The 26495-nt window shown below is 37.4% G+C and carries 29 protein-coding genes; 23 read left to right on the top strand and 6 right to left on the bottom strand.

The window, feature by feature from the left end; translation table 11 throughout:
* The first annotated feature begins 38 nt into the window (after nucleotides 1-38).
* From A6749_RS24775 to A6749_RS24745, 7 genes are all read left to right on the top strand, one after another.
* Complete coding sequence (locus A6749_RS24775) at nucleotides 39-845, top strand: RDD family protein (RefSeq protein ID WP_066398698.1); 807 nt, start codon at nucleotides 39-41, stop codon at nucleotides 843-845.
* A gap of 25 nt (nucleotides 846-870) precedes the next feature.
* Nucleotides 871-1065 (top strand): hypothetical protein, encoded by a 195-nt coding sequence (locus A6749_RS24770; RefSeq protein WP_066398694.1) that lies wholly within the window; start codon nucleotides 871-873, stop codon nucleotides 1063-1065.
* Nucleotides 1066-1423: 358 nt separating this feature from the next.
* Nucleotides 1424-2347 (top strand): cysteine synthase A, encoded by a 924-nt coding sequence (gene cysK, locus A6749_RS24765; protein WP_066398691.1) that lies wholly within the window; start codon nucleotides 1424-1426, stop codon nucleotides 2345-2347.
* 26 nt (nucleotides 2348-2373) lie between these two features.
* Nucleotides 2374-2799 (top strand): OsmC family protein, encoded by a 426-nt coding sequence (locus tag A6749_RS24760; protein ID WP_066398689.1) that lies wholly within the window; start codon nucleotides 2374-2376, stop codon nucleotides 2797-2799.
* Nucleotides 2800-3120: 321 nt separating this feature from the next.
* A complete protein-coding gene (locus A6749_RS24755) occupies nucleotides 3121-3981 on the top strand; it encodes an aminoglycoside 6-adenylyltransferase (RefSeq protein ID WP_066398683.1) in 861 nt (286 codons plus the stop codon).
* 381 nt (nucleotides 3982-4362) lie between these two features.
* Nucleotides 4363-4923, top strand: a complete 561-nt coding sequence (locus A6749_RS24750) for an AAA family ATPase (protein ID WP_066398678.1) — start codon at nucleotides 4363-4365, stop codon at nucleotides 4921-4923.
* Nucleotides 4924-4966: 43 nt separating this feature from the next.
* Complete coding sequence (locus A6749_RS24745) at nucleotides 4967-5380, top strand: VOC family protein (protein WP_066398674.1); 414 nt, start codon at nucleotides 4967-4969, stop codon at nucleotides 5378-5380.
* 76 nt (nucleotides 5381-5456) lie between these two features.
* Here the strand turns inward: A6749_RS24745 and A6749_RS24740 are convergent, their stop codons facing one another.
* A complete protein-coding gene (locus A6749_RS24740; RefSeq protein WP_066398671.1) occupies nucleotides 5457-5678 on the bottom strand; it encodes a hypothetical protein in 222 nt (73 codons plus the stop codon).
* A 153-nt stretch (nucleotides 5679-5831) separates the two neighbouring features.
* On the opposite strand from A6749_RS24740, the gene A6749_RS24735 reads away from it, so the two are divergent.
* Nucleotides 5832-6251: a hypothetical protein gene (locus A6749_RS24735; RefSeq protein WP_066398667.1), complete on the top strand. Its 420-nt coding sequence runs from the start codon at nucleotides 5832-5834 to the stop codon at nucleotides 6249-6251.
* A gap of 48 nt (nucleotides 6252-6299) precedes the next feature.
* Here the strand turns inward: A6749_RS24735 and A6749_RS24730 are convergent, their stop codons facing one another.
* From A6749_RS24730 to A6749_RS24720, 3 genes are all read right to left on the bottom strand, one after another.
* Nucleotides 6300-7670, bottom strand: coding sequence for an aldehyde dehydrogenase (locus A6749_RS24730; protein ID WP_066398662.1), 1371 nt, complete (start codon nucleotides 7668-7670; stop codon nucleotides 6300-6302).
* A 517-nt stretch (nucleotides 7671-8187) separates the two neighbouring features.
* Nucleotides 8188-8538, bottom strand: a complete 351-nt coding sequence (locus tag A6749_RS24725) for a spore coat protein (RefSeq protein ID WP_066398660.1) — start codon at nucleotides 8536-8538, stop codon at nucleotides 8188-8190.
* An 18-nt stretch (nucleotides 8539-8556) separates the two neighbouring features.
* Nucleotides 8557-8850, bottom strand: coding sequence for a ferritin-like domain-containing protein (locus A6749_RS24720; RefSeq protein WP_066398657.1), 294 nt, complete (start codon nucleotides 8848-8850; stop codon nucleotides 8557-8559).
* A gap of 208 nt (nucleotides 8851-9058) precedes the next feature.
* Here A6749_RS24720 and A6749_RS24715 point away from each other — a divergent pair, with 208 nt between their 5' ends.
* Both A6749_RS24715 and A6749_RS24710 read left to right on the top strand, forming a co-directional pair.
* Nucleotides 9059-9421, top strand: a complete 363-nt coding sequence (locus A6749_RS24715; protein ID WP_066398654.1) for a hypothetical protein — start codon at nucleotides 9059-9061, stop codon at nucleotides 9419-9421.
* Nucleotides 9422-9428: 7 nt separating this feature from the next.
* Complete coding sequence (locus tag A6749_RS24710; RefSeq protein WP_066398652.1) at nucleotides 9429-9926, top strand: MltG/YceG/YrrL family protein; 498 nt, start codon at nucleotides 9429-9431, stop codon at nucleotides 9924-9926.
* Nucleotides 9927-10003: 77 nt separating this feature from the next.
* Here A6749_RS24710 and A6749_RS24705 read toward each other — a convergent pair whose 3' ends face one another.
* A complete protein-coding gene (locus A6749_RS24705; protein WP_066398649.1) occupies nucleotides 10004-10822 on the bottom strand; it encodes a purine-nucleoside phosphorylase in 819 nt (272 codons plus the stop codon).
* 116 nt (nucleotides 10823-10938) lie between these two features.
* Nucleotides 10939-11850, bottom strand: coding sequence for an EamA family transporter (locus A6749_RS24700; protein WP_066398644.1), 912 nt, complete (start codon nucleotides 11848-11850; stop codon nucleotides 10939-10941).
* 356 nt (nucleotides 11851-12206) lie between these two features.
* On the opposite strand from A6749_RS24700, the gene A6749_RS24695 reads away from it, so the two are divergent.
* The 13 genes from A6749_RS24695 to xerS all read left to right on the top strand — a co-directional run bounded on the left by A6749_RS24695 (nucleotide 12207) and on the right by xerS (nucleotide 26442).
* Nucleotides 12207-13211: an LLM class flavin-dependent oxidoreductase gene (locus A6749_RS24695; RefSeq protein WP_066398641.1), complete on the top strand. Its 1005-nt coding sequence runs from the start codon at nucleotides 12207-12209 to the stop codon at nucleotides 13209-13211.
* A gap of 223 nt (nucleotides 13212-13434) precedes the next feature.
* A complete protein-coding gene (locus A6749_RS24690; RefSeq protein ID WP_066398639.1) occupies nucleotides 13435-14145 on the top strand; it encodes a FadR/GntR family transcriptional regulator in 711 nt (236 codons plus the stop codon).
* A gap of 148 nt (nucleotides 14146-14293) precedes the next feature.
* Nucleotides 14294-15757 carry an aldehyde dehydrogenase gene (gene aldA / locus A6749_RS24685; protein WP_201787880.1) on the top strand — a complete coding sequence of 488 codons (1464 nt, stop codon included), beginning with the start codon at nucleotides 14294-14296 and terminating at the stop codon, nucleotides 15755-15757.
* Nucleotides 15758-15843: 86 nt separating this feature from the next.
* Complete coding sequence (locus A6749_RS24680) at nucleotides 15844-16266, top strand: cupin domain-containing protein (RefSeq protein WP_066398638.1); 423 nt, start codon at nucleotides 15844-15846, stop codon at nucleotides 16264-16266.
* A gap of 65 nt (nucleotides 16267-16331) precedes the next feature.
* On the top strand, nucleotides 16332-17162 hold the full coding sequence (locus A6749_RS24675; RefSeq protein WP_066398636.1) for a creatininase family protein: 831 nt from the start codon (nucleotides 16332-16334) through the stop codon (nucleotides 17160-17162).
* A 76-nt stretch (nucleotides 17163-17238) separates the two neighbouring features.
* Nucleotides 17239-18582 carry an FAD-binding oxidoreductase gene (locus A6749_RS24670; protein ID WP_236719726.1) on the top strand — a complete coding sequence of 448 codons (1344 nt, stop codon included), beginning with the start codon at nucleotides 17239-17241 and terminating at the stop codon, nucleotides 18580-18582.
* A 53-nt stretch (nucleotides 18583-18635) separates the two neighbouring features.
* The gene (locus A6749_RS24665; protein WP_066398629.1) at nucleotides 18636-19895 is read left to right on the top strand and encodes an amidohydrolase family protein; all 1260 of its coding nucleotides are present in this window, start codon (nucleotides 18636-18638) and stop codon (nucleotides 19893-19895) included.
* Nucleotides 19896-19930: 35 nt separating this feature from the next.
* Nucleotides 19931-21184: a cytosine deaminase gene (codA, locus tag A6749_RS24660; protein WP_066398627.1), complete on the top strand. Its 1254-nt coding sequence runs from the start codon at nucleotides 19931-19933 to the stop codon at nucleotides 21182-21184.
* Nucleotides 21185-21301: 117 nt separating this feature from the next.
* On the top strand, nucleotides 21302-22765 hold the full coding sequence (locus A6749_RS24655; RefSeq protein WP_066398625.1) for a purine-cytosine permease family protein: 1464 nt from the start codon (nucleotides 21302-21304) through the stop codon (nucleotides 22763-22765).
* A gap of 55 nt (nucleotides 22766-22820) precedes the next feature.
* The gene (locus A6749_RS24650) at nucleotides 22821-23771 is read left to right on the top strand and encodes a 3-hydroxyacyl-CoA dehydrogenase family protein (protein WP_066398620.1); all 951 of its coding nucleotides are present in this window, start codon (nucleotides 22821-22823) and stop codon (nucleotides 23769-23771) included.
* A gap of 239 nt (nucleotides 23772-24010) precedes the next feature.
* Nucleotides 24011-24478 carry a hypothetical protein gene (locus tag A6749_RS24645; RefSeq protein WP_066398617.1) on the top strand — a complete coding sequence of 156 codons (468 nt, stop codon included), beginning with the start codon at nucleotides 24011-24013 and terminating at the stop codon, nucleotides 24476-24478.
* Between the two features lie 355 nt (nucleotides 24479-24833).
* Nucleotides 24834-25178 carry a hypothetical protein gene (locus A6749_RS24635; protein ID WP_084797972.1) on the top strand — a complete coding sequence of 115 codons (345 nt, stop codon included), beginning with the start codon at nucleotides 24834-24836 and terminating at the stop codon, nucleotides 25176-25178.
* Nucleotides 25179-25359: 181 nt separating this feature from the next.
* Nucleotides 25360-26442: a tyrosine recombinase XerS gene (xerS, locus tag A6749_RS24630; protein ID WP_066398600.1), complete on the top strand. Its 1083-nt coding sequence runs from the start codon at nucleotides 25360-25362 to the stop codon at nucleotides 26440-26442.
* Nucleotides 26443-26495 lie beyond the last annotated feature (53 nt).

Raw genomic sequence — 26495 nt, 5'->3', positions numbered from 1 at the left:
CCTTATGTAAAAAACATCATCGTTATGGGGGAATCTTAATGAGTCATGAACAAATGGAGGTTAAAACTCCCGAATATGTCTCGCTTCAGTTTAGCCTTGCAGGATTAGGAAGCAGGGCCGCTGCGTTTATTATAGACCAAATCTTAATCATGCTGTTTAATATTGCGTTTTTTATCTCCGTTTTGTTGGTTTCAGATAAGCTGTCATCATACACTACTTTTTTTGAGGGAAGCACCGTTGGAATTGCCATTGTAATTATTGTTATCTTTATCGTGAATTACGGCTACTTTTTCTTCCTTGAGTTTTTTACCGGCGGTAGAACCCTGGGGAAAAAAATCGTAGGAATTCGCGTTATTCAAGATAATGGTCATAGTATTACTTTGCTTTCAAGCTTTATTCGTAACATTATGCGGCTCATTGATGCGCTGCCGACAGGGTATTTCCTAGGAATCATAATGGTCTTCTTTCATTCTAAGCACAAGCGGCTAGGGGATCTCGTCGCTGGCACCATTGTTGTACATGAACTCAAACCTAAACGTAAGAAGAAGAAGCTTACCGGCATTGAAAAAGTAATCGAAGAACGCGGGTTATCGAAAGAGAGTTTAGTTGTTGATGAATGGACGTTGAAATCGTTCAAAGATAAAGATTGGAAACTGGTTAAAACATATGCTAGCCGATTACAGCAGCTGCCTGAAGCAGAAAGATATCAAATGACAAGACAAATTGCCGACATTCTGCTTCCAAAAATAGGTGTAGATGTTGTCGGAAAACCTGAATATGAATTAGAAAACACGCTTCTTGTCCTATATTTGCACCTTCGCGATGAGTGGGAGTATGAGCTGTAAAAAAGTATTATTTGGGGGTGTCATAATGAAAATCTTATATGCATTGGTCATCCTGATTTTAATTATTGCAGGAATATGCACACTATTACTTACAGGGAAAGGCGATCAAGATTACCGCGGCGCTGTCAAAAAAAATACAAAGAACCTCACATTGATTTATGCGGTAATCATTACATTGTCGTTTATCGCCCTAGGTGTATATATTAGTTATTTTGTATAGTTAGTTTGGAATGAACAACCTATCGTCCTTTATTGGGCGGTGGGTTGTTTTTTTGAATTGAAAGAAGCCGGCATGAGGACTTTTCTGAGCGTGCTTTGTTCCTTTTGGTTCTCATAGAGGCTTCATGAGGACAATCGTGAGTGAAGTTTGACTGGTTTTGTTCTCATAAGGCGTTCATGAAGACAAATTCGAGGCAGTTTCAATCGTTTCAGTTCTCATAAAATCTTATAAAAACCGAATGCTAATAAAAGGCAATATGGTTGTTAAAAATTTTTAAAAATTAAAGCATTGCCAACTAATCTAATAGGAATTAAATGATATAATAAGGGCAGACACAACAAATGGAAGGGTGACAAAATTGAAACTATATAACTCTGTTCTTGATCTCATCGGTAATACTCCAATTGTAAAATTAAATAAGCTTCCTGACCCGAACGGTGCGGAAGTGTATATAAAATTGGAATCATTTAATCCCGGTGGAAGTGTGAAGGACCGGGCATCCATCAATATGATTGAGCGTGCAGAAGCAGAAGGGAAGTTGATTCCGGGGAAAAGTACCGTAATCGAACCGACTTCCGGCAATACGGGTATCGGGATCGCGATGGTATGTGCGGTAAAAGGCTACCGCTGCATTATTACTATGCCGGATAACGCAACCCTTGAGCGGGTGAAAATTTTAAAAGCATATGGCGCCGAAGTGCATTTAACACCGGCGAACCTACGTATGCAGGGCTCAATTGATAAGGCAAAGGAATTAGCTGAAACAATCCCAGACAGCTTTATCCCAATGCAGTTTGAAAATCCAGCAAATTCAGATGCTCACCGCAACACCACAGCAGTTGAGATTCTAGAGGCATTTGAAGGGAAATTAGACGCACTAGTCTTAACAGCTGGAACTGGCGGAACAGTAACAGGTGTTGGAGAAGAATTGAAAAAACAAATACCTGATATACAGATTTATGTAGTCGAGCCAGCAGGATCACCGGTACTTTCCGGGGGTCAGCCAGGACCACATAAAATTCCGGGAACCGGCCCAGGGTTTATTCCAACAATTTTAAATCAACATATTTACGATGAAATCCTGCATATTAAAGATGAGGAAGCACAAATTATGGCACGCCAGCTTGCAGCTAAAGAAGGAATTTTCATTGGGGCATCAGGGGCTTCTTCCGCTCATTTTGCGATTGAAATTGCAAAAGATTTACCATCGACAGCAAGAGTCCTATGCTTAGCACCCGACACAGGTGAACGATACCTTTCATCCGACTTATTCCCAGGATGATTTTAAAAATAAAGGAGATGTGAAACATGGAAACAACTATTAAATGGACAGGAAAGATGGCATTTTCAAGTGTAACCCCATCCGGTCATGAAATTAAAATGGATGCGGCTCCGGAAGTCGGCGGCGAAAATACCGGTGCGCGACCAACAGAATTATTATTAAATGCGGTTGCAGGCTGTACCGGAATTGATATTATTATGATTTTGCGTAAAATGAGATTAGATCCAACATCCTTTCATATGGATGTGAAGGGTGACCGTGCCGAAGTGGAACCGAAACGATTTACTAAAATTAACATTCATTATGCTTTAGAGGGAGAATTACCAGAAGATAAGGTCGTACGTGCAATCCAATTATCCAAGGATAAATACTGCTCCGTTTCCCATTCATTAAATGCGGAAATGACCGTAAGTTATTCGATTAATGGGGTTAATGGGGAACAGAATTTGTAATCAAATTAAGAATTTTACGTTTTGGCTCGGAGATCATCTCCGAGCTTTTTTGTTACTACACTTAAGCTAATTTTCATTTTTGTGAAACTATTCGATTGAAAATCATGGTAAAATATTCCGTAAAAGCAGCCTAAGGGACAGGATCTATCTAGTTTATTAACAAACTGTCTCATAGAAGTGTCCTATGCGCCAAAACTCATCAAATTTATTAACAAACTGTCTCATAGAAGAGTCCTATGGGACAGATAAGACCAACATATGTAACCTTTTGTCCCATAGAAAAAACAACTATATAAAAAAATCAATTGCGGAGGTTAGCAAATGCGATCCGACCAAGAAATGTTCGACCTAGTTTTAAATATGGCTAAGAGAGACGACCGAATTCGTGCTGTTGCGATGAACGGATCACGAACCAATCCGAATGCACCAAAGGATTTATTCCAAGACTTTGATATTGTTTACATGGTAACAGAGATAGATTCTTTTATACAAGACGAGAACTGGATAGATATTTTTGGCGAGCGAATCATTATGCAGACACCTGAAAAGCGTTCATCATCCTGTATCAAACGATATGCGTACCTCATGCTTTTTGCAGACGGAAACCGAATTGATTTAACATTAATACCAATAAATAATAAAGACGAATATCTTCAAGAAGATACGCTTACCGTTATTTTGCTCGATAAAGACGATGCTCTTCCGATGATTCCCCAACCAACAGATAAGGATTATTGGGTGAAACGTCCAACAGCAGAAGATTTTTCAAATTGCTGCAATGAATTTTGGTGGGTTTCAACGTATGTGGCAAAAGGTTTGTGGAGAAAAGAAATGCTCTACGCCCAGGACCATTTGAACAATTGTGTAAGACCCATGCTACTAAAAATGCTGGAATGGCAGGTCGGAATTCAAAACGATTTTGCAGTTAGTATCGGAAAATGCGGGAAGTATTTAGAAAAATTTTTACCAGAGGATACTTGGAAAGAACTTATGTTAACCTATTCCGATGGAAAATATGAAAGTGTTTGGAACGCATTATTAACCGCGAGCAACCTATTTGGAACTACCGCTAAATCTATAGCGGAGAGCCTTAATTTTGAATATCCACATGATGATGACAAGCGTGTTACCAAATATTTAAAGCAGGTAAAAGAACTGCCATCGAATGCAGTTGAAATTTAACATTTACGAGTAATGTAGTACTAAACAGGAGTTTATTATTACAAACATAATTTAAGGTATTCATAATTTAATTCATGCAAACACAAGAAGTGAAATACTCATTCCACCATAATTATGGTTAATTTTACAAATACATCCTTTTTTATCCTATAGAATTTGATAAGATAAAACTATTAAAAATTAAAGAAAAAGTTACAATCTTATCGTTCATTTCCTTAATTGTAACTGTCCAACTATCCTACTTCGATGCCATCATAGTAGATGAAATCGGCCTAAGTGGAGATAGCATAAACACATTTATGTGTTTTACAATAATTGTTTTTACTTGTTGAATCCAATTATGTTTTACGGTAAGAAAAAACTTATTTTGAAGGAGGATATATGAAGCTTGTTCTGATCTTTGGTCCGCAGGCGGTTGGAAAAATGACTGTCGGGCAGGAATTAACAAAAATAACTGAATTAATACTTTTCCATAATCACATGACGATTGATCTTGTGAGTCATTTTTTCGATTACAGTACACCGGAAGGTAAAAGACTAGTAAATCTATTCCGCCAGGAGATTTTCGAAGAAGTTTCAAAAAGTAATTTATATGGTTTAATTTTCACTTTTGTTTGGATGTTCGATCTTAAATCAGATTGGGATTATGTCGATAAGCTCTCTCATTTGTTTGAATCGAGAGGCGGCACGGTATACCTTGTCGAGCTTGAGGCCGAATACGAAGAAAGAATTGAACGGAATAAGAGTTCAAATAGACTTGAGCATAAGCCTTCAAAAAGGGATCTTGAGTGGTCTGAAAATGATTTAATCAGTACGCTGAAAAAACACAGATTGAACTCATTTGACGGCGAAATCAAGAAAGATAATTATATGAAAATCAACAATACCAGCTTAGGTGCATTGGAAACAGCGAAAATCATAAAGGAAAAGTTTCAGATGTAGGCATGTAATTCCTTTCAAATTGCAAGGTAAGGAGATTAATAAAATGAACCAAAAATTATTAAGGATCGGAACCACCTATATTCCAGTTGCGGACGTAGAACAGGCATCAGATTGGTATATTAATAAATTAGGAGCAGAACTAAGCTATAAAGATAATGATAAGGCGATTCTTAATTTCGCAAACCAAAGTATATTCCTAGTCAAATCCCTAAAAAATCAGAGTTCTAATTTCTATGATATCCATGGCCATGAGCGATTTTCCATCACATTTGAAGTAAATGGATTGACTGCACTCGAAGCTTTACATAAAGATTTTAAGAAAAAGGAGATTCGTGTGGGGGAAATTGAAAACAGAGGACATGCCGGCAGAAACTTTGTTTTCTATGATTTGGATGGAAATAAATTTGATGTTTGGAGTGAATTAAGTCCAACTTTTAAGGAGAAATATCAGATTTAGTACCTAAAAAGTAAAGCTGTCATAATGACAGCTTTTTGTCTTTTCCGAGATATCTGGAAAACTCTATAAAGAATAATTAATATCTATGATTATTTTTGTGCATTCTGCGATGAATGTAGTCCACATTTTTAGTACGAGCCCATTGACTTAAGAATGCTGCTAAAGCCATAAAGACACCGGCTAATCCAAGAGCGATTTTGTAATGTGCCATGAAAAATAAAACAAAAGCGCCAATTAGGCTGATTACCATAATGATTACTAGCCAAGTTTTAACTGATTCTTTCCATTCTTCGTTCATCAAGTGACCTCCAAAACAAACTACCTATTTTTACTTTTATTTCATTTTAACTGGAATTTTCCCTATAAAACTTACCACAATTATAATATAATTAATTTATAAATGGGAGGTTTTTGAAAATTATATTCTTTGTTACAAAAAGGGAGAGTTGTATTGAAAAAATTAGTAACATTTCTTGTAGTTGTTATTTTATTGTCTGGATGCAATTCAGAATTAACTTTATCTAAAGTAACCCCTAAAGGAAATAATAAAACACTTCAATCCTTTATCACCGATGTCCAGGATCAAAATGGAGTGTATCTTTATTTGGATAATCCAAAAACAGTATACATTTATTTGAACGAAAAAAATGTATTACAGGGTGAAAAATCCACTTATTTTACAGATTTTAAGGTTGTAACAGAAGGGGATACATTGAACATTTTATACAACTCTGATGAAACTACCGACTATTCCAATCCCTCATTAAACCATGAACTTTTATATAAAAGAAAGTTAGATAAAAAATATGATACAATTAGGTCCTTTCAAAATGGAGAGGAAGTTTCTTTCAATGTAGTATCAGGTAAATAGAAAAAGGTAAAACAAATGCCTCAGGAATCTGCTGAAGGCATTTGTTTTTTATTTCATAAACATCTTTATTTTTTTCAGCCCATTCTTCACATTCGGGTACCGAAAGGGAATGTCAAAGCGGGTGGTCTGCTTTAAAATACTTTTTTTATGTGAAAAGGTGTCAAAGCTTCCTTTACCATGATAAGCTCCGATGCCGCTCGGGCCGACACCGCCAAATGGCAGATGAGGGGAGGCAAAGTGATATACCGTATCATTCACGCAGCCGCCGCCAAACGAAACACTGTTTAATAGCTTTTCTTGGATACTGTTATTCTCGGTAAAAAGATAAAGTGAGAGCGGTTTTGGATGCTCATGTATTCCCTCAATAACCTCCGACAGCTCGCTATACTCCAGTACAGGAAGAATCGGACCAAATATCTCATCCTCCATGATTGAGTCATCCCATGAAATTTTCGTTAGAACAGTCGGCTCAATTGATAGTTTCTCGGGATTAGTTTTTCCTCCAACATAAACCTTGCCATTATTTAAAAAAGCTGCAAGACGTTCGAAATGCCTTTTGCTGACAATCCGGGTGAAATTCGGATTATTGAGCGGTTCACTGCTGTATAACTCCACAATCGCCGCTTTCAAATACTGCAAAAATTCCTCTTGAACATTCGTATGCAAATAAAGGTAATCAGGAGCAATACAAGTTTGGCCGGCATTCGTATACTTACCCCAAGCAATCCGTTTTGCCGCTATTTTCAGATTGGCATCCTCATGGACAATGCAAGGACTCTTTCCTCCGAGCTCCAGTGTTACAGGAATTAACTGTTTCGCTGCTGCTTCCATAATGATTTTGCCGACAGGTACACTGCCAGTGAAAAAGATATAATCAAATTTCCCATTCAATAGCGCCTGACTTGTTTCCACTCCGCCTTGCACCACGGCGATAAACTCTTCTGGGAAACATTCACGAATTAGTTTTTCTAAAACCTCTGATGTTTTTGGTGTTAATTCTGATGGTTTCATGACAGCACAGTTCCCGGCTGCGATTGCCCCGATTAGCGGAGCAATCGCTAGTTGAAATGGGTAATTCCATGGGGAGATGATTAATGCTACGCCATATGGTTCAGAGTAAATATAGCTGTTAGAGCCAATATGGGTAAGAGGTGTCTTCACTTTTTCGGGTCTGACCCATGACTGCAAATGGCTGGCGGTATACCGTAATTCTTCCAAGACAAAGCCGATTTCAGTGGAATAGGCTTCAAATTCTGATTTATTTAAATCCGCCTGTAATGCTTGCATAAGTTCCGCTTCATGATTCTTTATTGCCTTTCTTAACGTTTGAAGAGCGTTAATGCGGAAGGTGATGTCCTTCGTTTTGTCCGAGCGAAAAAATGACTTTTGATCAGCAATTAAGGTACTGTAGTTCTCCACACGATTCCCTCCTTATTTTTCTATTATATAGTGTGTAGGGTTTTATTTCATTGTAGGATAAGCGAGTTTGAAGAAGACCATGCTATAGCGCACTATGAAAGGCCCAAAGTGCGCGGATGTCAAAAAAATTCATGCTATCGCGCTCTATGAATGATCCATAGTACGCGTGTTCAAAAAATATCCATGCTAACGCGCTCTATAAAAGGTCTATAGTGCGCAAGTTTCGAAAAAATTCATGCCTACGCGCACTATGAATGGTCCATAGTACGCGAGTTCGATAAAAATCCATGACTACGTGCTCTATGAAGGGGCTATAATATGCAAGTTTCGAAAAAATCCATGCTTGTGCGCTTTATGAAATGTCCATAGTGCGCGGTTTTCAAAAAACGGAGAGCGTGTGCGCACCATACAGGTGTATAACAAACCTGGAATGTGTTAAAAACTCACTGGAGACCTAATTCATCCCAAAATTAAGCAAAAAAACACCAGCCAAATTCGGCTGGCACTTAACAAAGCATTAATGTGTGTAAGGAAATTGCGACGAGTAATTACTAAACTGCTGATAAGCTTGATTAATTTTTTGTTGTTCTTCTGCTTCCATCTTGTACCAGCCATTTTGGAACATGACCAAGAACAAATCGCGGCAGCTTTGCTGTGTTTCTGTTAACATTTGTAATAAATCGGCATGCAGCTGATCATGGCTGGCTTCACGAACAGCGATATTTAAACTGTCGGTAATATATTTGCACGTGCTTAGACCATCATTTAGAAAATCGCGGTCATTCATTTCAGGTCCTTTTACCTTTGGCAATTGACCTGTCTGCTGATTGGCAATTTGATTAGGGTTTTGACCTTGCTGGTTTTGCATTTCGTTATCCTCCATTCCTTACTGTAAATTCTGCTGCTGATTTTGCTGCATTGTTTGCATACTAGCTAATACTGTATTGTTATTAACCTGCAGGTGAGACAACAATTTTTGATAATGGTTCTGATGCATTTGACCTGCCTTTTCGAGTACCTGTTTAATATTGGGATTCGTCGCCTGCTGCGCTAGAAAATGAAATTTTTTAAACGCAAGAAGCTCCCATGATAAAGCATCCTTCAGGTATTGCAGGTCTTTTGAAGTAATCGCAGGTGGCGGGCTTTGCATCATTGATTGATTCATTTGTTGATTTTGCATAAAAGTGCTCCTTTCTTTTTGCTTAGTGTCAGGATTAGATTGAACATTATTGCTGACAATTATGTAACTTCCTGTAGCATTGAAGCTCTATTTGTTAAATTTCTGCGACTTTTGACGTATTTAGTAAATATTAATCGAAAAATTTTCGTTTGCCATGTATAATAATAACTTGTGGCGATCTTTTCTTATGAAGGAGTGAATTAATGTTATGGAGTGGACATTAGCGATATTATTTGGTGTTTCAGTGTTACTGCTCATTATTTCAATGGTTAAAAACCAACAGACAGCTAAAAAAGAACATGATGAAATAGACATGGTACATATGTCGGTAATGAAGGAGATTAACGACCTACAAGGAACCATTCGCAATATGGAGCTGGACATTGAAGTAGTAGCAAAAGAGGCAGGAGTTCAACTATCCGCTGATGAAAAACTTTTCATGCGTGAAATACTAGATTTATATAAACGCAAATACTCAATTGAGAGCATTGCCGAGAAAAAACAAGTATCCGTAAGTGAAATTGAACAGCTGCTTACTCCACATCTGGCAACAAGGGATGAAAGGAGATAGTGTTCATATGAAGACAAATAAATTGACCAGTTTTGCTGCTGGAATTCTGATTGCTACAAGTATTAGTGGTGCTGTGTACCTTTTAGGTGATAACGATTCCTCATCAAAGGCCGTGGGAAAAACGGTGGAAAAACAAACCACCGTAAAAGAAGACCTTTCCGACGCAGAGATGAAGGATAAGCTTACAGCAGCCGGCTTTGTCGTGCAGTCCAAAGAAGATTATGACAAGAATATTGCAACAGCAAAAGCTGAAGGCCAAAAAACTGCTGCCAATGATGCGAATGGTAACAAGGTTGTTTATCGCGCAGTCATCGGTGTATCACAAGGAATGACCAGTATTGATGTCGGCAAAATGCTGGTGAAAGCAAAAATCATTAAAGGCAGCGCTTTTGAATTTTCACGAGCAGTAGAGAAGAAAAAGGTTGAAAACAAACTCCGTCCTGGTACCTACACCGTTGATAGTGCCATGACGAGAGACCAGGTTATTGCGGCAATTTTTAAATAAGACATAAATAAAGAAGACACTTTCTAGAAAAAGAAAGTGTCTTTTTTATTAGGATGCTTTTCAACAGCTGCTTGTTTTTAAATTTCTTCTAAAATCCCTTTTACTAATTCCACAAATTTAGTCCGAACTTTGCCAGCCACTTCAATTACTTCATCATGACTTAATGGCTGATCAAGAATACCGCATGCCATATTCGTTAAACAAGAAATGCCCAGTACCTTCATATTCCCATGAATCGCAACAAGTGCTTCGGGAACAGTGGACATACCAACAGCGTCCGCACCAAGTGTGCGAATCATGCGAATTTCTGCCGGTGTTTCATAGGCCGGACCGCTCCACCATGCATATACGCCTTGCTGCAGCATCAAGTTATTTTGTTCCGCTACTTTTAAGGCTGTATTTCGCAAATCAAGATTATAGACTTGAGAAGTATCAGGGAAACGCGTTCCTAATTCAGAATTATTCGGACCAATTAACGGATTTGTTCCGACTAAATTAATATGATCGGTAATTAACATTAAATCTCCAGGTTTAAAGTCTGTATTCACCGCACCGCAAGCATTTGTCAGGATCAAGTTCTCGACACCCAGCGCCTTCAAAACGCGAACGGGGAAAGTTACCTCATCTAAGGTAAAACCTTCGTAATAATGGAATCGTCCTTTCATTGCCACAACAATCTTACCATTTAATTCGCCAATTACCATCTCATTTGCATGGCCAACTGCTTCTGATTTCGCAAAGTGAGGGATTTCGCTATATGGGATGCTTACAGAGTTTTCAATATCATCAGCAAGCGTTCCTAATCCGGAACCAAGAATCATTCCGATTGTAGGACGTGCACTTGTTTTACTTAAAATATAATTTTTCGCCTCTAAAATATCTTGTAATTGATGCATGAACAATTTCCTCCTAGAATTCTAAGCTTAAGCTTAATTTGTTAAAAGGAATAGCAAACTATACCTTTTCAACCCAATAGAAGTGTATTAGATTAAATAGTTGTTGTAAACAATTATCATGCAGAACGGCTTTCCAGATGAACATTTGATTTCATTTTTCTATTCGGCATTTTTAAATTTCCAACCATAATTCCGCCTAAAATCAACACAACGCCGATCCATTGCCACATACTTACTTGTTCCCCAAGGACAAGGGAGGAGAGGATCACGACCACCGGAAGTTCCGATGTGGTTAAAATGGTTCCGAGTCCTGGACCGATATGCGGCATTCCAATCGAAAATAATAACGGCGGCAAGACAACCCCAAAAAAGCCAAGATATAAGCCATATGGAGCCACTCCCATTAAAACTGGCAAATGGAATAAATCCGTTGGAGGGAGCACTAAGAAAATCATTAATACACCGCCGGTTGTAAGAAATGCACTCTTTTGTACTGGTGGAATGTCTTTACCGACAGAACTGCTAAAAAATATGAATAAGGTGTACGTAACAGCGGAAAGAGCACCCCATATGGCCCCTTGCCATGTAAGTATTGCACCGCCATTTGTCATTACACCTGCAGCTAAAATCGAGCCGACAACCAGAATAGCAATTGAAATAAGCTTGGGTGTTGACGGTGCCTTTTTTAAAAAGATCCATTCTATTAAACTGCCAATCCAAACGAACTGAAATAAGAATATAATCGCAAGAGAGGCATCAAGTGTTTCCAGTGAGTGATAATAAAATACACCTGTTAAACCAAAGGGAATCCCTGAACATAAAAGTGTCACAATTTGTTTCGATGACAATTTTTTCTTTTTCGTAAACAGGGCAACAATCCAGATTAACAATGTTCCCAGTAAGTACTGGCTTCCTGTAACCGCTGACACTGTAAATCCTGCGGAATAAGCCAGTTTGACGAAAGTTGACAAAACGCCATAACAGCAGCCTCCTAAAAATACAAGCAATACGTAATGCCATGTCTTCATGTATATTACTCCTTTCGCAAATAAAAAAGCCACACAGCCCCATACTGAAGGCTGTGTGGCGAAAAGTAGAGAGTCTCTAGAAAAGTCCACACTAGAAAGATTTTATTATTGCATTTAACGATTTATACTTTAAAACAAATGACTTGGATTGTCAATGGGATATTTTCATGTTTAAAGTTAGAAATACCGTCTATTGCATTGATTAAAAGCACTCAACGCTCCTCATAACTAAAATTTCTTTCTTGAATCAACATATATTACCAGCACTGACTAAGATTAGGAAAGCTATTTATGATAAACTATATAAAAACAAATCTAATTAAAACTATACTAGAAGAAAAAGGGGAAGGTGCTTTATGCGATTAAGTATTTTAGATCAGGCACCGATTTCAACGAATCAAACACCACAGCAGGCTTTAATGGCGGCATTACAACTTGCACAAGCAGGTGAAAATCTAGGGTATGCCCGCTACTGGATCGCTGAGCACCATGACCTCACAGGGCTTGCCTGTCCTGCACCGGAAATAATGTTAAGCTACATTGGCGCACATACAACGAGTATCCGTATCGGCTCGGGGGCTGTGTTATTACCACATTATAAACCGTATAAAGTAGCCGAAGTATTCAACCTTCTCGCCACCTTGTTCCCTGGACGAATAGATCTTGGGATTGGCCGTGCACCAGGCGGCACAACTGAGGCCACAAATGCGTTATCCGATAATTTCTTAAAAAATGTATGGGACATGCCGGAAAAAGTCAGGGATCTGCTGTACTTTTTAGATGATAATTTCCCCGCTGAACACCCGTATGCGAAATTATCGGCTGCACCCATTCCACCCATAGCACCAGTAACTTGGCTCCTTGGTACTGGAAAGAAAAGTGCTATGCTTGCGGCTGAGTATGGGATTCCCTTTGCCTTTGGCTTGTTTATGAGTGATTCCGATGGGGCCGCCATCATTAAGCAGTATAAAGAAGCGTTTAAACCAAGGAACCAAGGGCAAAAACCGAAAGTGATTTTAACTGTTTCCGCTATATGTGCTGAAACGAATGAACGGGCGGAGGAGCTTGCGTTAAGTCCTATTATTTGGTCGATTCAAAGAGGAAAAGGCGAGGGACTCAATGGCGTTCCATCTATTGAAGAAGCCAAGCAATATGCATTGACGGAAAAGGAACAAACTGCATTACAAAAAATGAAACAGAAGATGATTATTGGAAATCCACAAATAGTAAGCCAAAAACTAAAAGTAGTACAAACCAAGTACCACGCAGATGAAATTATGATTGTGACCATTACGCATGATCCTATGGACAAAATTAAATCCTATCAAATAATTGCGGATATGATTTTAAACAAGGCGTAATAATGATTATCTATTGAGATCCCAAAACATGTGTAGGGATCTTTTTTATTATCTATTCTTTAGCAAAGATAATAAAGTGTATATGAATGATTTTGGCAAATAAAGTAATCTTCTATTTTAGGTTAGTTACAATTTTAAAAAATTTTAACCAATCCTTTCGAGTTTAGACTATAATATAAATAAGGTTTGATTGTCTGACGTTCAGATGAGTGGAGGGGTTTTAATGCTTGAAGGAAAAATTAATCAATTGAAGAAGACTACATTATCCCAAGATATTGTTCAACAATTGATGGACTTAATAACAAATGGGACAATTTCTCCAGGTGAGAAGTTACCGTCGGAGAAAGAGTTGATGGAGTTATTTGGTGTGGGAAGAAGTACTCTTAGGGAGGCTACACGTGCACTTGCTGCACTGGAACTTATTGAGGTAAGAGTTCCTGAAGGGACATTTGTGACAGAGTCATTTGGAGGTTTTTTTACAAAACATCTAGCCCTTATGTCGAAGATCAGTTTTGATAATATTCATGAACTTATCGAGGCAAGAATAAAATATGAGACAGACTTGGCTGAAATGGCTGCAGAAAAGTCTACTCCTAGTGATCATCAAAGATTAGATAACATTCTGCTTTCAATGAGGGAAGCTGCCGATAATGAGCAATTTTTAAAAGCAGACTTGGAATTTCACACGGCCATTGCAGAAATAGCTAGAAATTCATTTATGCTGCAAGTTATGAATATATTACGTGATATAACAAAGGAGTGGATGTTTAAAGTAATAGAATCTTCATCCATTCAGGAAAGAGCTTTTAACCATCATATGAAAATTGCTAAAGCAATTAAGGAAAAAAATATAAACGAAGCCGGTAATGCCATGTTAGAGCATCTAACAATAGTAAGTGATTTATTATTAAAATATCATAACAAAAAACAATAAGTTTATTTGGATAACTCTTTGAGTTATCCTCTTTTTAATTATATTCAGAATATTTTTAAAAAGTGTTGACACCATAACCTTGATTATTTATACTTTCCTTAAGGTTATATGGTCTGATGTTAGGATGATAATGCTAAGGAGGAAGTACATGTCAACGACAAAAAGTGTGAAAGTGTATGAAATGTATATTGATGGGGAATTTGTTCAATCGAGTTCAAATGAGACTTCAAAAGTCATTAATCCAGCAACGGAAGAATTCATTTCAGAGGTTCCAAAAGGGACAGTAGCAGATGCAAGGCGCGCAGTTGATGCAGCTGCACGCGCCCAGAAGGAGTGGGCTAAACTCCCCGCAATTGAGAGAGCAAAATTTTTAAAAGCGATTTCAAAAGAAATCCGAGAAAATGTGGACCATTTAGCACGAGTCATCTCTGAAGAAATGGGAAAAACGCTAGCTTTAGCTGAGGTCGAGGTTAACTTTACAGTAGATTATATTGACTATACTGCCGAATGGGCTAGACGTTATGAAGGCGAAATTATTCAGAGTGATCGTCCAAATGAAAATATTTTGTTATTTAAACAGCCAGTTGGTGTTGTTGCGGGAATCCTTCCCTGGAACTTTCCGTTCTTCCTAATTGCACGGAAAGCAGCTCCTGCTTTGATCACTGGAAATACAATTGTGCTTAAACCAAGTGCTGAATCCCCGAACAATGCACTTGAATTTGCTAAAATAGTCCAAAAAGCGGGGTTACCTAGAGGTGTAATTAACTTTGTAACTGGAAGTGGAAGTGTAATTGGGAAAGAACTTGCATCCAATCCGAATGTTGGTTTAGTGAGCTTAACAGGCAGTTATCACGTAGGCGCTGAAGTAATGCGTGCTGCTGCCGAGAATATTACCAAGGTATCACTAGAGTTAGGTGGAAAAGCACCAGCAATCGTTATGGCTGATGCAGATATAGACCTTGCAGTAAAATCCATTGTCGCATCCCGTGTTATTAACACTGGACAGGTATGTAACTGTGCCGAGCGAGTTTATGTCCATGAGGATATAGCCGAAGTATTCTATGAAAAAATTGTAGAGGCAATGAAACAAACGAAATCTGGAAATCCTCTAGTCCATTCGGATATTGGTATGGGTCCGCTTATCAATAAGGGTTCTCTAGAGGCCGTGGAGCAACATGTAGAAGAAGCTATTGCCTCAGGGGCAAAGTTATTAACGGGTGGCAAAAGGACAGGGGGGGGTGGTTATTATTTTGAGCCAACAGTCCTAATTAATACAAATAATGCGATGAGAATTATGAAGGAAGAGATTTTTGGTCCAGTTTTACCGATTGCAACCTTTAAAGATTTAGATGAGGCGATCGATTTAGCAAATGAATGTGAATATGGTTTGACATCTTCTATTTACACACAAAATATAGATGTTGCCATGCGCGCTTGTAATGAATTAAAGTTTGGCGAAACTTATATCAACAGAGAAAATTTTGAAGCGATTCAAGGATTCCATGCTGGTTGGAGAAAATCCGGGATTGGCGGAGCAGATGGCAAACATGGTTTAGAAGAGTACCTCCAAACACATGTTGTTTACCTTCAATACAATCAAAATAGAAAATAGTAATCTATTATAGTTTAATGAGGAAAGTTAGCTTTTATATCTACTTTCCTCTACCTGTTTTTTTAATTTGATAAGGAGTGAGTACGTTGAACAAGACATTATATACGCCAGTAGTATCCAAATATAAAGAAATAGAACCATTTGAAATGGACGAAGGGGTTCAATTCCATGACATGATGATGAAGGAAATGGGTCCAAAAACCATTATTGTTGGATTGGCAACGTTTGAACCAGGCAAAGGATTACCGTGTCATATCCATAATGTAGAAGAATCAGTTACCATTTTAAAAGGAAATGCGTTTTGCGATGTAGAGGGTGTTCGGACCGCATTGGAACCATATGATACTTCCTTTATTCCTGCTAATATCCCTCACCGTTTTGTCAATGCTAGTGAATCCGAAGAGTTAATCATTTTATGGGCTTACTCTCAAATTGATGAATCCCTTAAACAAGTTGATGTAGAAAGAATTATTGTCGATACTGACCTTTGTATTCTTCCTAAAAAATAAAAAAAAGGAATTCTAATTGTATGTAGAATTTATATAGAGAATAAATCAGTTAGGGGGCTTTAAAGTTGGCTAAAAGATATTCTGGAAAGGTCTGGGAAGATCGATTTTTACCAAGACTTTCATCCACACAAATGCAAAAATTGCCTAAAAAAGATTCCTTGATCATCCTTCCAATAGGAGCGTTAGAACAACATGGTCCTCATCTTCCAGTATTCACTGACACCTTACTTGCAGAAACAGTATTAGAAGAAGCGTTGAAGTATGTTCCTTCTGATTCTAACATTTGGGTTTTGCCGCCACTGCCATACGGAAAAAGCAATGAGCATTTAAGTCGCGCTGGAACCTTCTCACTATCTTCGACTACTCTGCAGTCTGTGATTTTGGATATAGGTAGAAGTTTAAAACAAAATGGCTTTAGGCGTTTTTTATTGTTCAATGCTCATGGGGGAAACAGCGACCTATTAAATTTAATTGCAAGAGAGGTAAGGTTAGAAACCGATTTAATGGTGTTTAGACTCAATGTTGGAGGATTAACTTTAGAAGAAAACATTCTGAACGAGACGGAAAGATTACTAGGCATTCATGGGGGGGATTACGAAACCTCCTTAATTATGGCTTCATATCCAGATTGGGTAAGAGAAGATGAGCTGCCAGTTGAGTATCCAGAATTATTACAAAAATCCAAATTCCTGCGTTTCCAAAAATCCAACTTTGCGTGGACAATTGACGATGTATCTTCATCGGGTATTTTAGGAAATGCCAGGACTGCTTCAGCAGAAAAAGGAAGAAGGATTTATGAACAACACGGGAAGGAAGTAGCAGAAATCCTATTAGAAATGATGAACTTTGAAATTGTTAGCTTAATAGCTAAAGAATCTATTGAGATAAAGAAGTAAGACCATTTTACTAGCTCATTAAAAAATATTATATAGGCAACCCTCTAATTCCCATGAAACCGAAAGGATGAATGAAGTGAATGATTTCAATGAGAAATTAAGTTCTATTATTGGGCGAGAAAATGTGATTGTAGATTTATCTTCACGTAAACAATTATCAAAGGATTTCTATTGGTATTCCCCTGTTCTAACAGATATGTTGGATGATAAAATAGCTGACTATATCGTAAAACCAAGTAACGAAGAGGAGATCAAAGGAATTTTATCTATAGCTGTACAAAATAAAATCCCTGTCACCGTTCGAGGAGCTGGAACGGGAAATTACGGTCAGATTATTCCAATGGATGGCGGTATTCTTATTGATACTACTAGAATGAATAGGATTATTCAAATTGAGGATGGCTCTATACGGGTTGAACCAGGAGTCAAATTAGGATTGATAGAAAAAAAATTAAGAGAAGGAAATCAGGAACTTTGTATTTATCCGTCAACTTTCATAAAGGCTACGGCAGGTGGCTTTGTAAGCGGCGGATCTGGAGGAATTGGTTCCATTTCATGGGGAAATTTATGGGATGGTAATGTTTTAGAATTAAGGGTCCTTACGATGGAGGAAAACCCTCGTGTCTTAACGGTTAAAGGCGAAGACATGATGAACTACATTCATAGCTACGGAACGACTGGAATCCTGACCCAGGTTGTATTTAGAACGACGAAACGTGTTGAATGGAAGCAGTGTATTGCTTCTTTTTCTAATCTAGAAAACTCTTTAATTTTTTCGGAAAAGATTGCGAAGGAATCTACTATTAAAAAACGCTCTATTTCAACATGTGAATGGCCGATCCCATCCTATTTTCAACCGCTTGAAAAAGTAATAGAACCTGATAAGCATATCGTAATATTAGAGGTTGAGGATCATTCGTTTGAATTGGTAAAGTCACTGGTTTCCGAGCATGAGGGTACAGTTACTTATGAAATCCCACCTTCAAACTATCAAAAAGGGATCAGGTTATCCGATTTCACATGGAATCATACAACTTTGTGGGCTTTAAGGGCAAATGAAAAGATGACATATTTACAAGGTAGTTTTTCTTTAGATTCTTATCTTGAACAAATCAAATTAATTAAAGAGAAATATAAAGATGAATTTTATAACCATTTTGATTGGATGAGAAGTAATGGGGAGATTATCCCGCAACAAATTCCTCTCGTTCGCTACAAGACGAAAGAACATTTATATGAAATGATTTCATTCTGTGAGTCAATCGGTGTTAAAATTTTTGACCCACACACAAACTTACTAGATAAAGGTGGTTGGGAGGCATACATCGATTCAGTTGTTCAGAAGAAAAATGAAAATGACCCGTACGGATTACTGAACCCTGGAAAAATTGGTGTTGTTACCGATTTGGTAAAAGGCTAGTTTCTAGAACATTTGTACAAAATCACCTTAATTTATTTTTTTTGGAGGATCAAATGAAAGCTAGAACAGTTATACACAATGCACGAATTGTAGGGTCTCCTAATCTTAAAGATTTAACTATTGAAAATGGGAGATTTACTTCCGTGACAAAAGCGGAAGAATATATTACTAAAAGCCCTCAACTCCATATTGTAGATGTTAATGGAAAAGTAGTTCTGCCAGGCTTTGTGGATGTGCACATGCATTTGGACAAAGCATTAACTTGGCCTGCAATACAAAACTACTCCGGCACCCTGTATGAAGCGATTTGGCGGTTTGAAGATGCCCAGAATCAAATGGACGTCAACTCAATAACAGACCGAATGACAGCAACCATATTAAAAGCTATAAAACATGGGACAACAGCCATCCGTACCCATCTAAATTATAGTACATCCTCATATCTGCACAATGTCATTGAAGCATTTCAAAAGGTCCAATCTAACTTATCAAATTACATTACTTTGGAAGCTGTATTAATGTGTCCCTTTGATATCACAAAGGAAGTAGAGAAGGATATTCGATGGGCGATCAACAATGGGATTAATCTGTTGGGAGGAGCGCCACATTTGTCTGAAAACCCGAAGACCAACCTAGCAAAGATATTTGAATTAGCTGTTTCCTTGGATGCTAATATCGATCTCCATATTGATGAGTCGGATGACCCAACTGTTAAATCATTAGAGGATGTTTGTAATTGGACCATACAAACAGATTATCAGGGAAGGGTCGTTGCAGGTCATTGTACTTCGTTATCAGCCATGGGCGAATCGGAGGCACACGAATTAATGTCCCTTGTTCGAAAAGCACAGATTGGAATTGTGACTCTACCCTCGTCTAATCTGTTTTTGATGGGAAGACAAGACAGTGGCCTTATTCGGCGAGGATTAACACGAGTTAAGCAATTGTTGGAATTAAATATCCCGGTGGCGGCAGCATCTGATAATATTCAAGATCCCTTCCATCCATATGGAAAAGCAGATCTGTTGCAAATAGCTCTTTTAACAAGTTACGGTGCACACTTAACAACAGAAGAAGAAATGGAAAAGCTGATGGAAATGATTACTTACGTTCCGGCCGAGCTTATGAATCTACAGGGGTATGGTATAGGAGTTGGGAATTGGGCAGACTTTGTTATTTTAGACACTACAGATATAAAAATGATCTTATCGGAACTTCCAACATCACGTGAAACTTGGAGAAGAGGGCAGCCTATTTGCCAAGTTTCCGAGTCTATTGCTTGGGAAAGTAAACTTAAACCTACGTTTATTTAGTTATTATATTCATATAGGAAGAAAGGTGCGGAGATATGTATGATCTAATTGTAAGAAATCTAAAATTCCCTTCGGATCCTTCCCTAAAAGATATTGGGATTGAAGATGGACAGATTAAGGAAATTGGAAAAATTTCAGCAAGTGGAAAAAAAGAAGTGGATGCATATGGCGATCTGGTATTGGCTCCATTTGTTGAATCCCATATTCATTTAGATACTGTTCTAACAGCTGGAACTCCACAATGGAATGAAAGCGGTACATTATTTGAAGGGATTCAAATTTGGGGGGAACGAAAAAAAAAATTAACCATTAATGATGTTAAATCAAGAGCTTTAGAGGTATTACGGAACCAGCTTTCATATGGAATATTACATGTTCGATCGCATGTTGATATTTCTGACCCTAATCTTACAGCTTTATTAGCCTTGCTAGAAATAAAGGAGGAGATTTCACCTTATATAAATCTGCAAATTGTTGCTTTTCCTCAAGATGGCATCCTATCAAATCGAGGAAATCAACAAAGGCTCGAGGAAGCTTTGCGTTTAGGAGCGGATGCGGTTGGTGCCATTCCTCACAATGAATATACAAGGGAGAATGGTGTTGAGTCATTAAAAATTTGCTTCTTGCTTGCTGAAAAGTATAATCGCATGGTTAATGTTTTTTGTGATGAAACAGACGATGGGCAATCGAGGTTTTTGGAAGTAGTGGCAATGCTAGCTTTGCAAATGGGGCTAAAGCAAAAGGTAACGGCAAGTCATGCAAATGCAATGGCTCATTATCCTGCCCCTTATGTTGCACGATTGATCGGATTGCTAAAGGAAGCCGAAATAAATATCGTTTCTTGCCCACTTGTAAGCTCAGTCATGCAAGAGCGTTATGACGCATGGCCGAAAGGGCGAGGAATCACACGAATTAAGGAATTATGGAAAGCCGGGATCAACGTCAGTATAGGACATGACGACATATTAACCCCATTTTATCCCTTTGGAACTGGCAGCATGCTACAGGCGGCACATATGGCCATACATTTAGCACAAATGACAGGAAAACAGGAAGTAGAAGAAATTATAAACATGGTAACAATTCGAGGTGCAAAAACATTACAAATTGAGTCACAATATGGCATCGAAGAAGGCAAGCCGGCAAGTTTTGTCGCATTACCTGCCATGGACTCGTTTGATTTAATACGTCATCAGCCAATGTGCCGTTATGTATTTAGTCATGGAAAAATTATCTCAGAAAATAAATTTTCTACACCTCGACTTAACATGGATGGAATTTTGAAGTAATAACTTTACAGAACTTCAATCTATTACGTAGGAAATGTAATGAAAGGGAAGAACTAATTTCGATTCAAAATAACTGAAAATTTATAATCTTCTTTCATATCTTTGGGGGTGAATGTAATGGATCAACATTCTAAAATTGAAGAGTCTTTGGCTAAGAAGTATCGGCAACCAAAAGGTGTTGAACAGTTTGGTATTGAGGCAGTTCCGGAAGAGTTGCGAACAGTTCGATGGTGGGATATTTCTGCCATGGTTTTAAATTTTGTCGTTAACCCAGGTACTATTTTAATTAGTGGTTCCTTAATCGCCGCAGGTCTGTCATTTTGGCAAGCGGTATTAGCTGGGTTTCTAAGCATAGCCATGGGTTTTTCTGTGTACCTTATTGCCGCTACCGTTGGGGTCGATTATGGAATCCCTGGACTTGTCAGTATGCGTTCTGTATTTGGTATACGAGGATCATGGCTTGCTTCCGGATTGCGTACGATATCCAGCGTCTATTGGTTTGCCTTTCAAACAATTTCTGGTGCCCTCGGATTAACTGCTGTTCTTGAAGTTATTTTGAACAAATCGGTTAGCTTAACACTTGTTAGTTTAATATTTGCCATATTACAGGTCTTGATCGCTACCTTTGGCTACAACTCGTTAAAGATATTATCCCGTTACTCCCTTGTCTTGAAATTACTATTTTCCACTACAATTATCTATGTTTTAATGAATTATCCGTCTTCATCCTTTCACCCGAATGCAGTTTTCAGTTTTGCCGGCGGCGACGGGATGAAGTGGGCATTAATTTTACTTTGGGCAACGAGTATGGCGGCTGCCTGGTTCTCAAACTTTACAGATGCTGCTGATTTTTGCCGTTATTCCAAAACAAGGGTAGATATGTGGGTCGGTACATTTGTTGCTGCAGTACTTGGTCAGCTTATTTGCTCATTTGTTGGAGGATATGCCGTTGCCGCAGCCTTAGGCAAAAACAGTAATCCATTTGATGTGATTGTTGGGGCATCAAATGGTGCAATATGGTTTTTGCTTCTCATTTCTGTTTATATCGTGCTGGATAATTGGACAATAAATGTTCAAAACCTATATACTGGCGGTTTATCGTTGAGTAATATATTTACTCGATTGGGGCGTTTCTGGGGAACGATCATTGTTAGTGCTATTGGGATTGTTTTTTCATTGCTGCCGCAACTTGTTAATGGATATATTGGTTACATGTCAATTCTAGGAAACATTTTTGCTCCAATGGGTGGTGTGTTTGTTGCTCATTATGTACTGTTAGCCCGGAGCCAGATTGATATCCCATCATTATTTATTCGAGGAAGCCGTTATTGGTATTGGAGTGGCTTTAACTGGGTTGCTATGTTTTGGACATTCGTAGGATTTTTCATTAATAGAAGTATTCCGGTTGGATGGATAAATATAATATGGACAGCAGCTATTGTTGGTTTCTTATATTGGGCAACTGTAACAATCATGCGCAAATCATTTGATGCATTAAATGCAGGATCCACACCTGTTGATGGTGATATGGCAAGTTCCTTTGTGGGTGAGGAAGGATTGGTTGAAAAGTATAAAATGTAATCTTCTATATCGATTACCTTTCTAGTGAAAAATAATATTAAAAGGATGACAAATTATGATTCAAAAAGCAACTGTTATTGGGTCGGGGGTAATGGGGCATGGCATTGCTCAAGTGTTTGCGCTTGTCGGGATACCTGTACATTTATATGATTTAACAAAGGAGAAATTAAGAAATGCGTTTGATTCAATTAACAAAAATTTAGATTTATATGTTAAAAACGAACTCATTTCTCCAAGGGAAAAAGAACAAGCATTAAAGCAAATTCAAATGACAACCAATTTGGAAGAAAGTCTTGTCGATTCAAAATTCGTCATTGAAGCTATTCCCGAGGTTTTGCAGTTAAAATGGGATCTGTATAGATCATTAGAAACTATTTGTACTCAGGATGTTATTATCGCATCAAATACATCCACGATTCCTCTTACAACATTAATTCAACACAGCACCTATCCTGAACGATTTATTATTGCCCATTTTTTAAATCCTGCACCATTAGTTCCTTTAGTTGAAGTGATCAAACATGAGTGTACTTCCAAACGTGTAATTGATACAACTATGTCGTTGCTAAAAAGTATCGGAAAAACTCCTATTCTATTAAAGAAAGAAATCCAAGGATTTGTCGTAAATAGGATACAGGCTGCCTTATTAAGAGAAGCGTTGGCATTAATTGATGAAGACATTGTAAGTATGGAGGATATGGATAAAATAATAAAAGATGGACCCGGCTTTAGATGGGCATTCATCGGGCCCATTGAAACCGTGGACTATGGCGGCTTAGACACTTGGAAACGAATTTTCGATATTCTGTTCCCAGATCTAGATAATCGTCAAAGCTCACCGGAATTTATTAATAAACTTGTTGCCCAAAACAAACTTGGATCAAAAACAGGGGAGGGAATCTACCCATACAAAGACACATCTATTGATGATGTACTAACCGAAAGGGATTCAAATTTCTTACGGCTGCTTAAAATTAAAGCTAAAAAACAAATTATAGAAAAATAGCGCTAAGACATATTTTAGTAAACTTTACATTTTTTAAATAAACCCCAATAGAAAAAGAATCCCCACGCTATTGCGTAGTGATTCTTTTTTATTTTTTGCATTTCCATTCACTGATTGGTTGCTTATGAAATAAATAGAAATGAGCGATTAACCTAAGGTAGCAGTGGAATATTTCTGGAATTTCATTTAAACTATTTTAAAAGGGGATTTTTCCCAATAACAGAGGGGAACTAGTGAAGTTGAAAGCATTAAAAGCAGCGGCAGGAATATCTATTATTTTAGGACTATCAGCGTGTGATGAAGAAAATATTATACAAGAGGAAATCAAAAAGAAAATCCACGAATTGCAAAATGAAACTGTAGAAGAGAAGTTTGTCGGGAAAATTGCAAATGGGCCAACACGCGCCGATTTATACGGGTTTTGGGTTTCAGTCGATTCCTATATTGTCATATCTAACGGCAATGATAAATTCCAATTAACGCAGTTAAATAAAAACGTAAGTAAAAGTACTAAATATTTTATGAATACTGCCCAAGAAGGAAATAAAATCTATGCTACTTTCATAAACGAAGAAAATCTTGGGGAAAACTTTTCATTTGAATTTAATGATAGAAAAGATACTTTAACCATGACTACAGATGAAGGAGAAAAAATTTACAAATATACGGAAATCACACCGGAAGCTTATATAAATAATTTTGATTAGCTAAAGTTTTAAGGCGAAAAAAAATAGGAGGGACCGATGATTATATCCGTAAAAGGTCAATTCATCTTATCCATTTTAGTCTCGATTTGTTTTATTATTAATTCTTTTAATTATACTAATTTTACTGGTGAAAGAGAATTCTATTTTCCTCGGCTATTATTTTACATTGTTATGATTTTTTCGGTATATAATGCAGGAATGCTAACACAAAAATATATTCAATCAAAGAAGAAGTAAGTTCTTTGATATTGCTAGTTTCTTAATTAAAACGTTGTAACCGTTCCCATTATTTTTTTGTGATATAATGTTTTTTGTAATTCAGATATGAAAGGTCGCAATAAAGATGGATCTAAATATGCAACAGCTAGAATTAATAAAGCAGCAAGGCGAAAATGTATTAAAAAGTATGAACGAACTAAAACGTAATGCGAAAGAGAAAGGCAGAGAACGTTTAGACTTATACGAGAAATTCTCTGCAAATCGACACTCATTTACCATCTATACTTATATGGATTCAAAGCTGGATCAGGCAAAAACCATTCAGTTGTTTCAACAAAAACTCGATCTATTTGATAATGAGTTCGATGAAATCCGAACCAATTTTGAAGCTGATGTTGACATTAATGCAATCGAAGCCGCTTATCAAGAGGTTGTTGCTGTATATAACGAAATGGTTATTATTATAAATAATAATAATTAATAGATATTTATTTTTAAGAAAAAACTGATCTTTTAATATAAGAGATCAGTTTTTTCTTTACATTATTTATAAAAGGTGACGGGAAGTTTTTCCTTGAACATCTTTATCAAACATTATTACGTAAAATATAAATTTGACGTAATAATGTACCTAAGGTAAAATATAGTAGTGAGGTGTTATTATGGTAAATCCCGAAAAGCAGCAAAATTTTAAAAAACTGCAAGCTTTACTAAATGAGCTTCCTTGGTATGTTGAGGAATACATCAATCACAAACTTAGAAAGCTTTCGACTGCATCATTGTTTAATTACTGTCATGACTACAAAATTTTCTTCAACTGGATGATCACCGAGCAACTTTGCACCTGCAGCATTAAGGATATTCCGTTAGAACGTCTGGAGCAGCTGACAGTGCTTGAAGTTGAAGGATTTTTAAACTTTCTTCACTATGAGTTAAACAATAAGGAATTAACGGTTAATCGCAAGTTATCTGCGTTAAAATCGCTGTTCAATTACCTGCAAAACATTGCTGAAACACCTGATTTGCAACCATATATTAACCGTAATGTTATGGCCAAAATTGAATTTAATGAGGTTAAAGAAACAATGGAAACACGGGCAAATAAAATGGAAGGAAAAATATTGCTAGGTGACGAATATGAGCAGTTTCGTCTGTTTATAGCTCGTGATTACGGCGAATTAAACAAAGATAACAAAAAAATCTCGAACTTTTACCAATTAAATAAAGAACGTGATACTGCGATTATTTCATTAATTCTGGGTTCAGGGCTTCGTTTATCAGAGCTGATCGGCTTGGATCTCGATGACATTGATTTCAGCAAATATTGCGCCAGAGTTATTCGTAAAGGTAATAAAGAACAATTTGTTTTTTTCAGTCAGATTGCTATGGATGACCTGCAGGAATATTTAGCTGTCAGAACGGCTAAGTACCAGGTTGATAAAAATAATAAAGCATTATTTGTAGCTGCACCAATGGGCCCAAAAGGAAAATCCAGACGTTTAACAGCCCGATCAGTTGAAAAATTGGTTGAAAAATACGCTGCAGCATTTGGAAAACCGGCGTTATCCGTACATAAATTACGGCATTCGTTTGCAACCAGATATCATGCGGAAATCAACGATGTTCCGAAATTACGCCGGCAATTAGGTCATTCATCAATCCAGACAACGATGATTTATACGCATATCCGTAATGATGATTTAAAGATTGCTGTTGATAAAATGGATATGCCAAAGGAACAATAACAGCTGCCAATCCTAGATGGCAGCTGTTACCCCTCTTCTATTTTATGATTTTA

It is taken from the genome of Neobacillus mesonae (assembly GCF_001636315.1).
In the GTDB taxonomy this organism is placed as follows: domain Bacteria; phylum Bacillota; class Bacilli; order Bacillales; family Cytobacillaceae; genus Neobacillus; species Neobacillus mesonae.
This window is presented reverse-complemented; position numbering and strand designations above follow the sequence as displayed.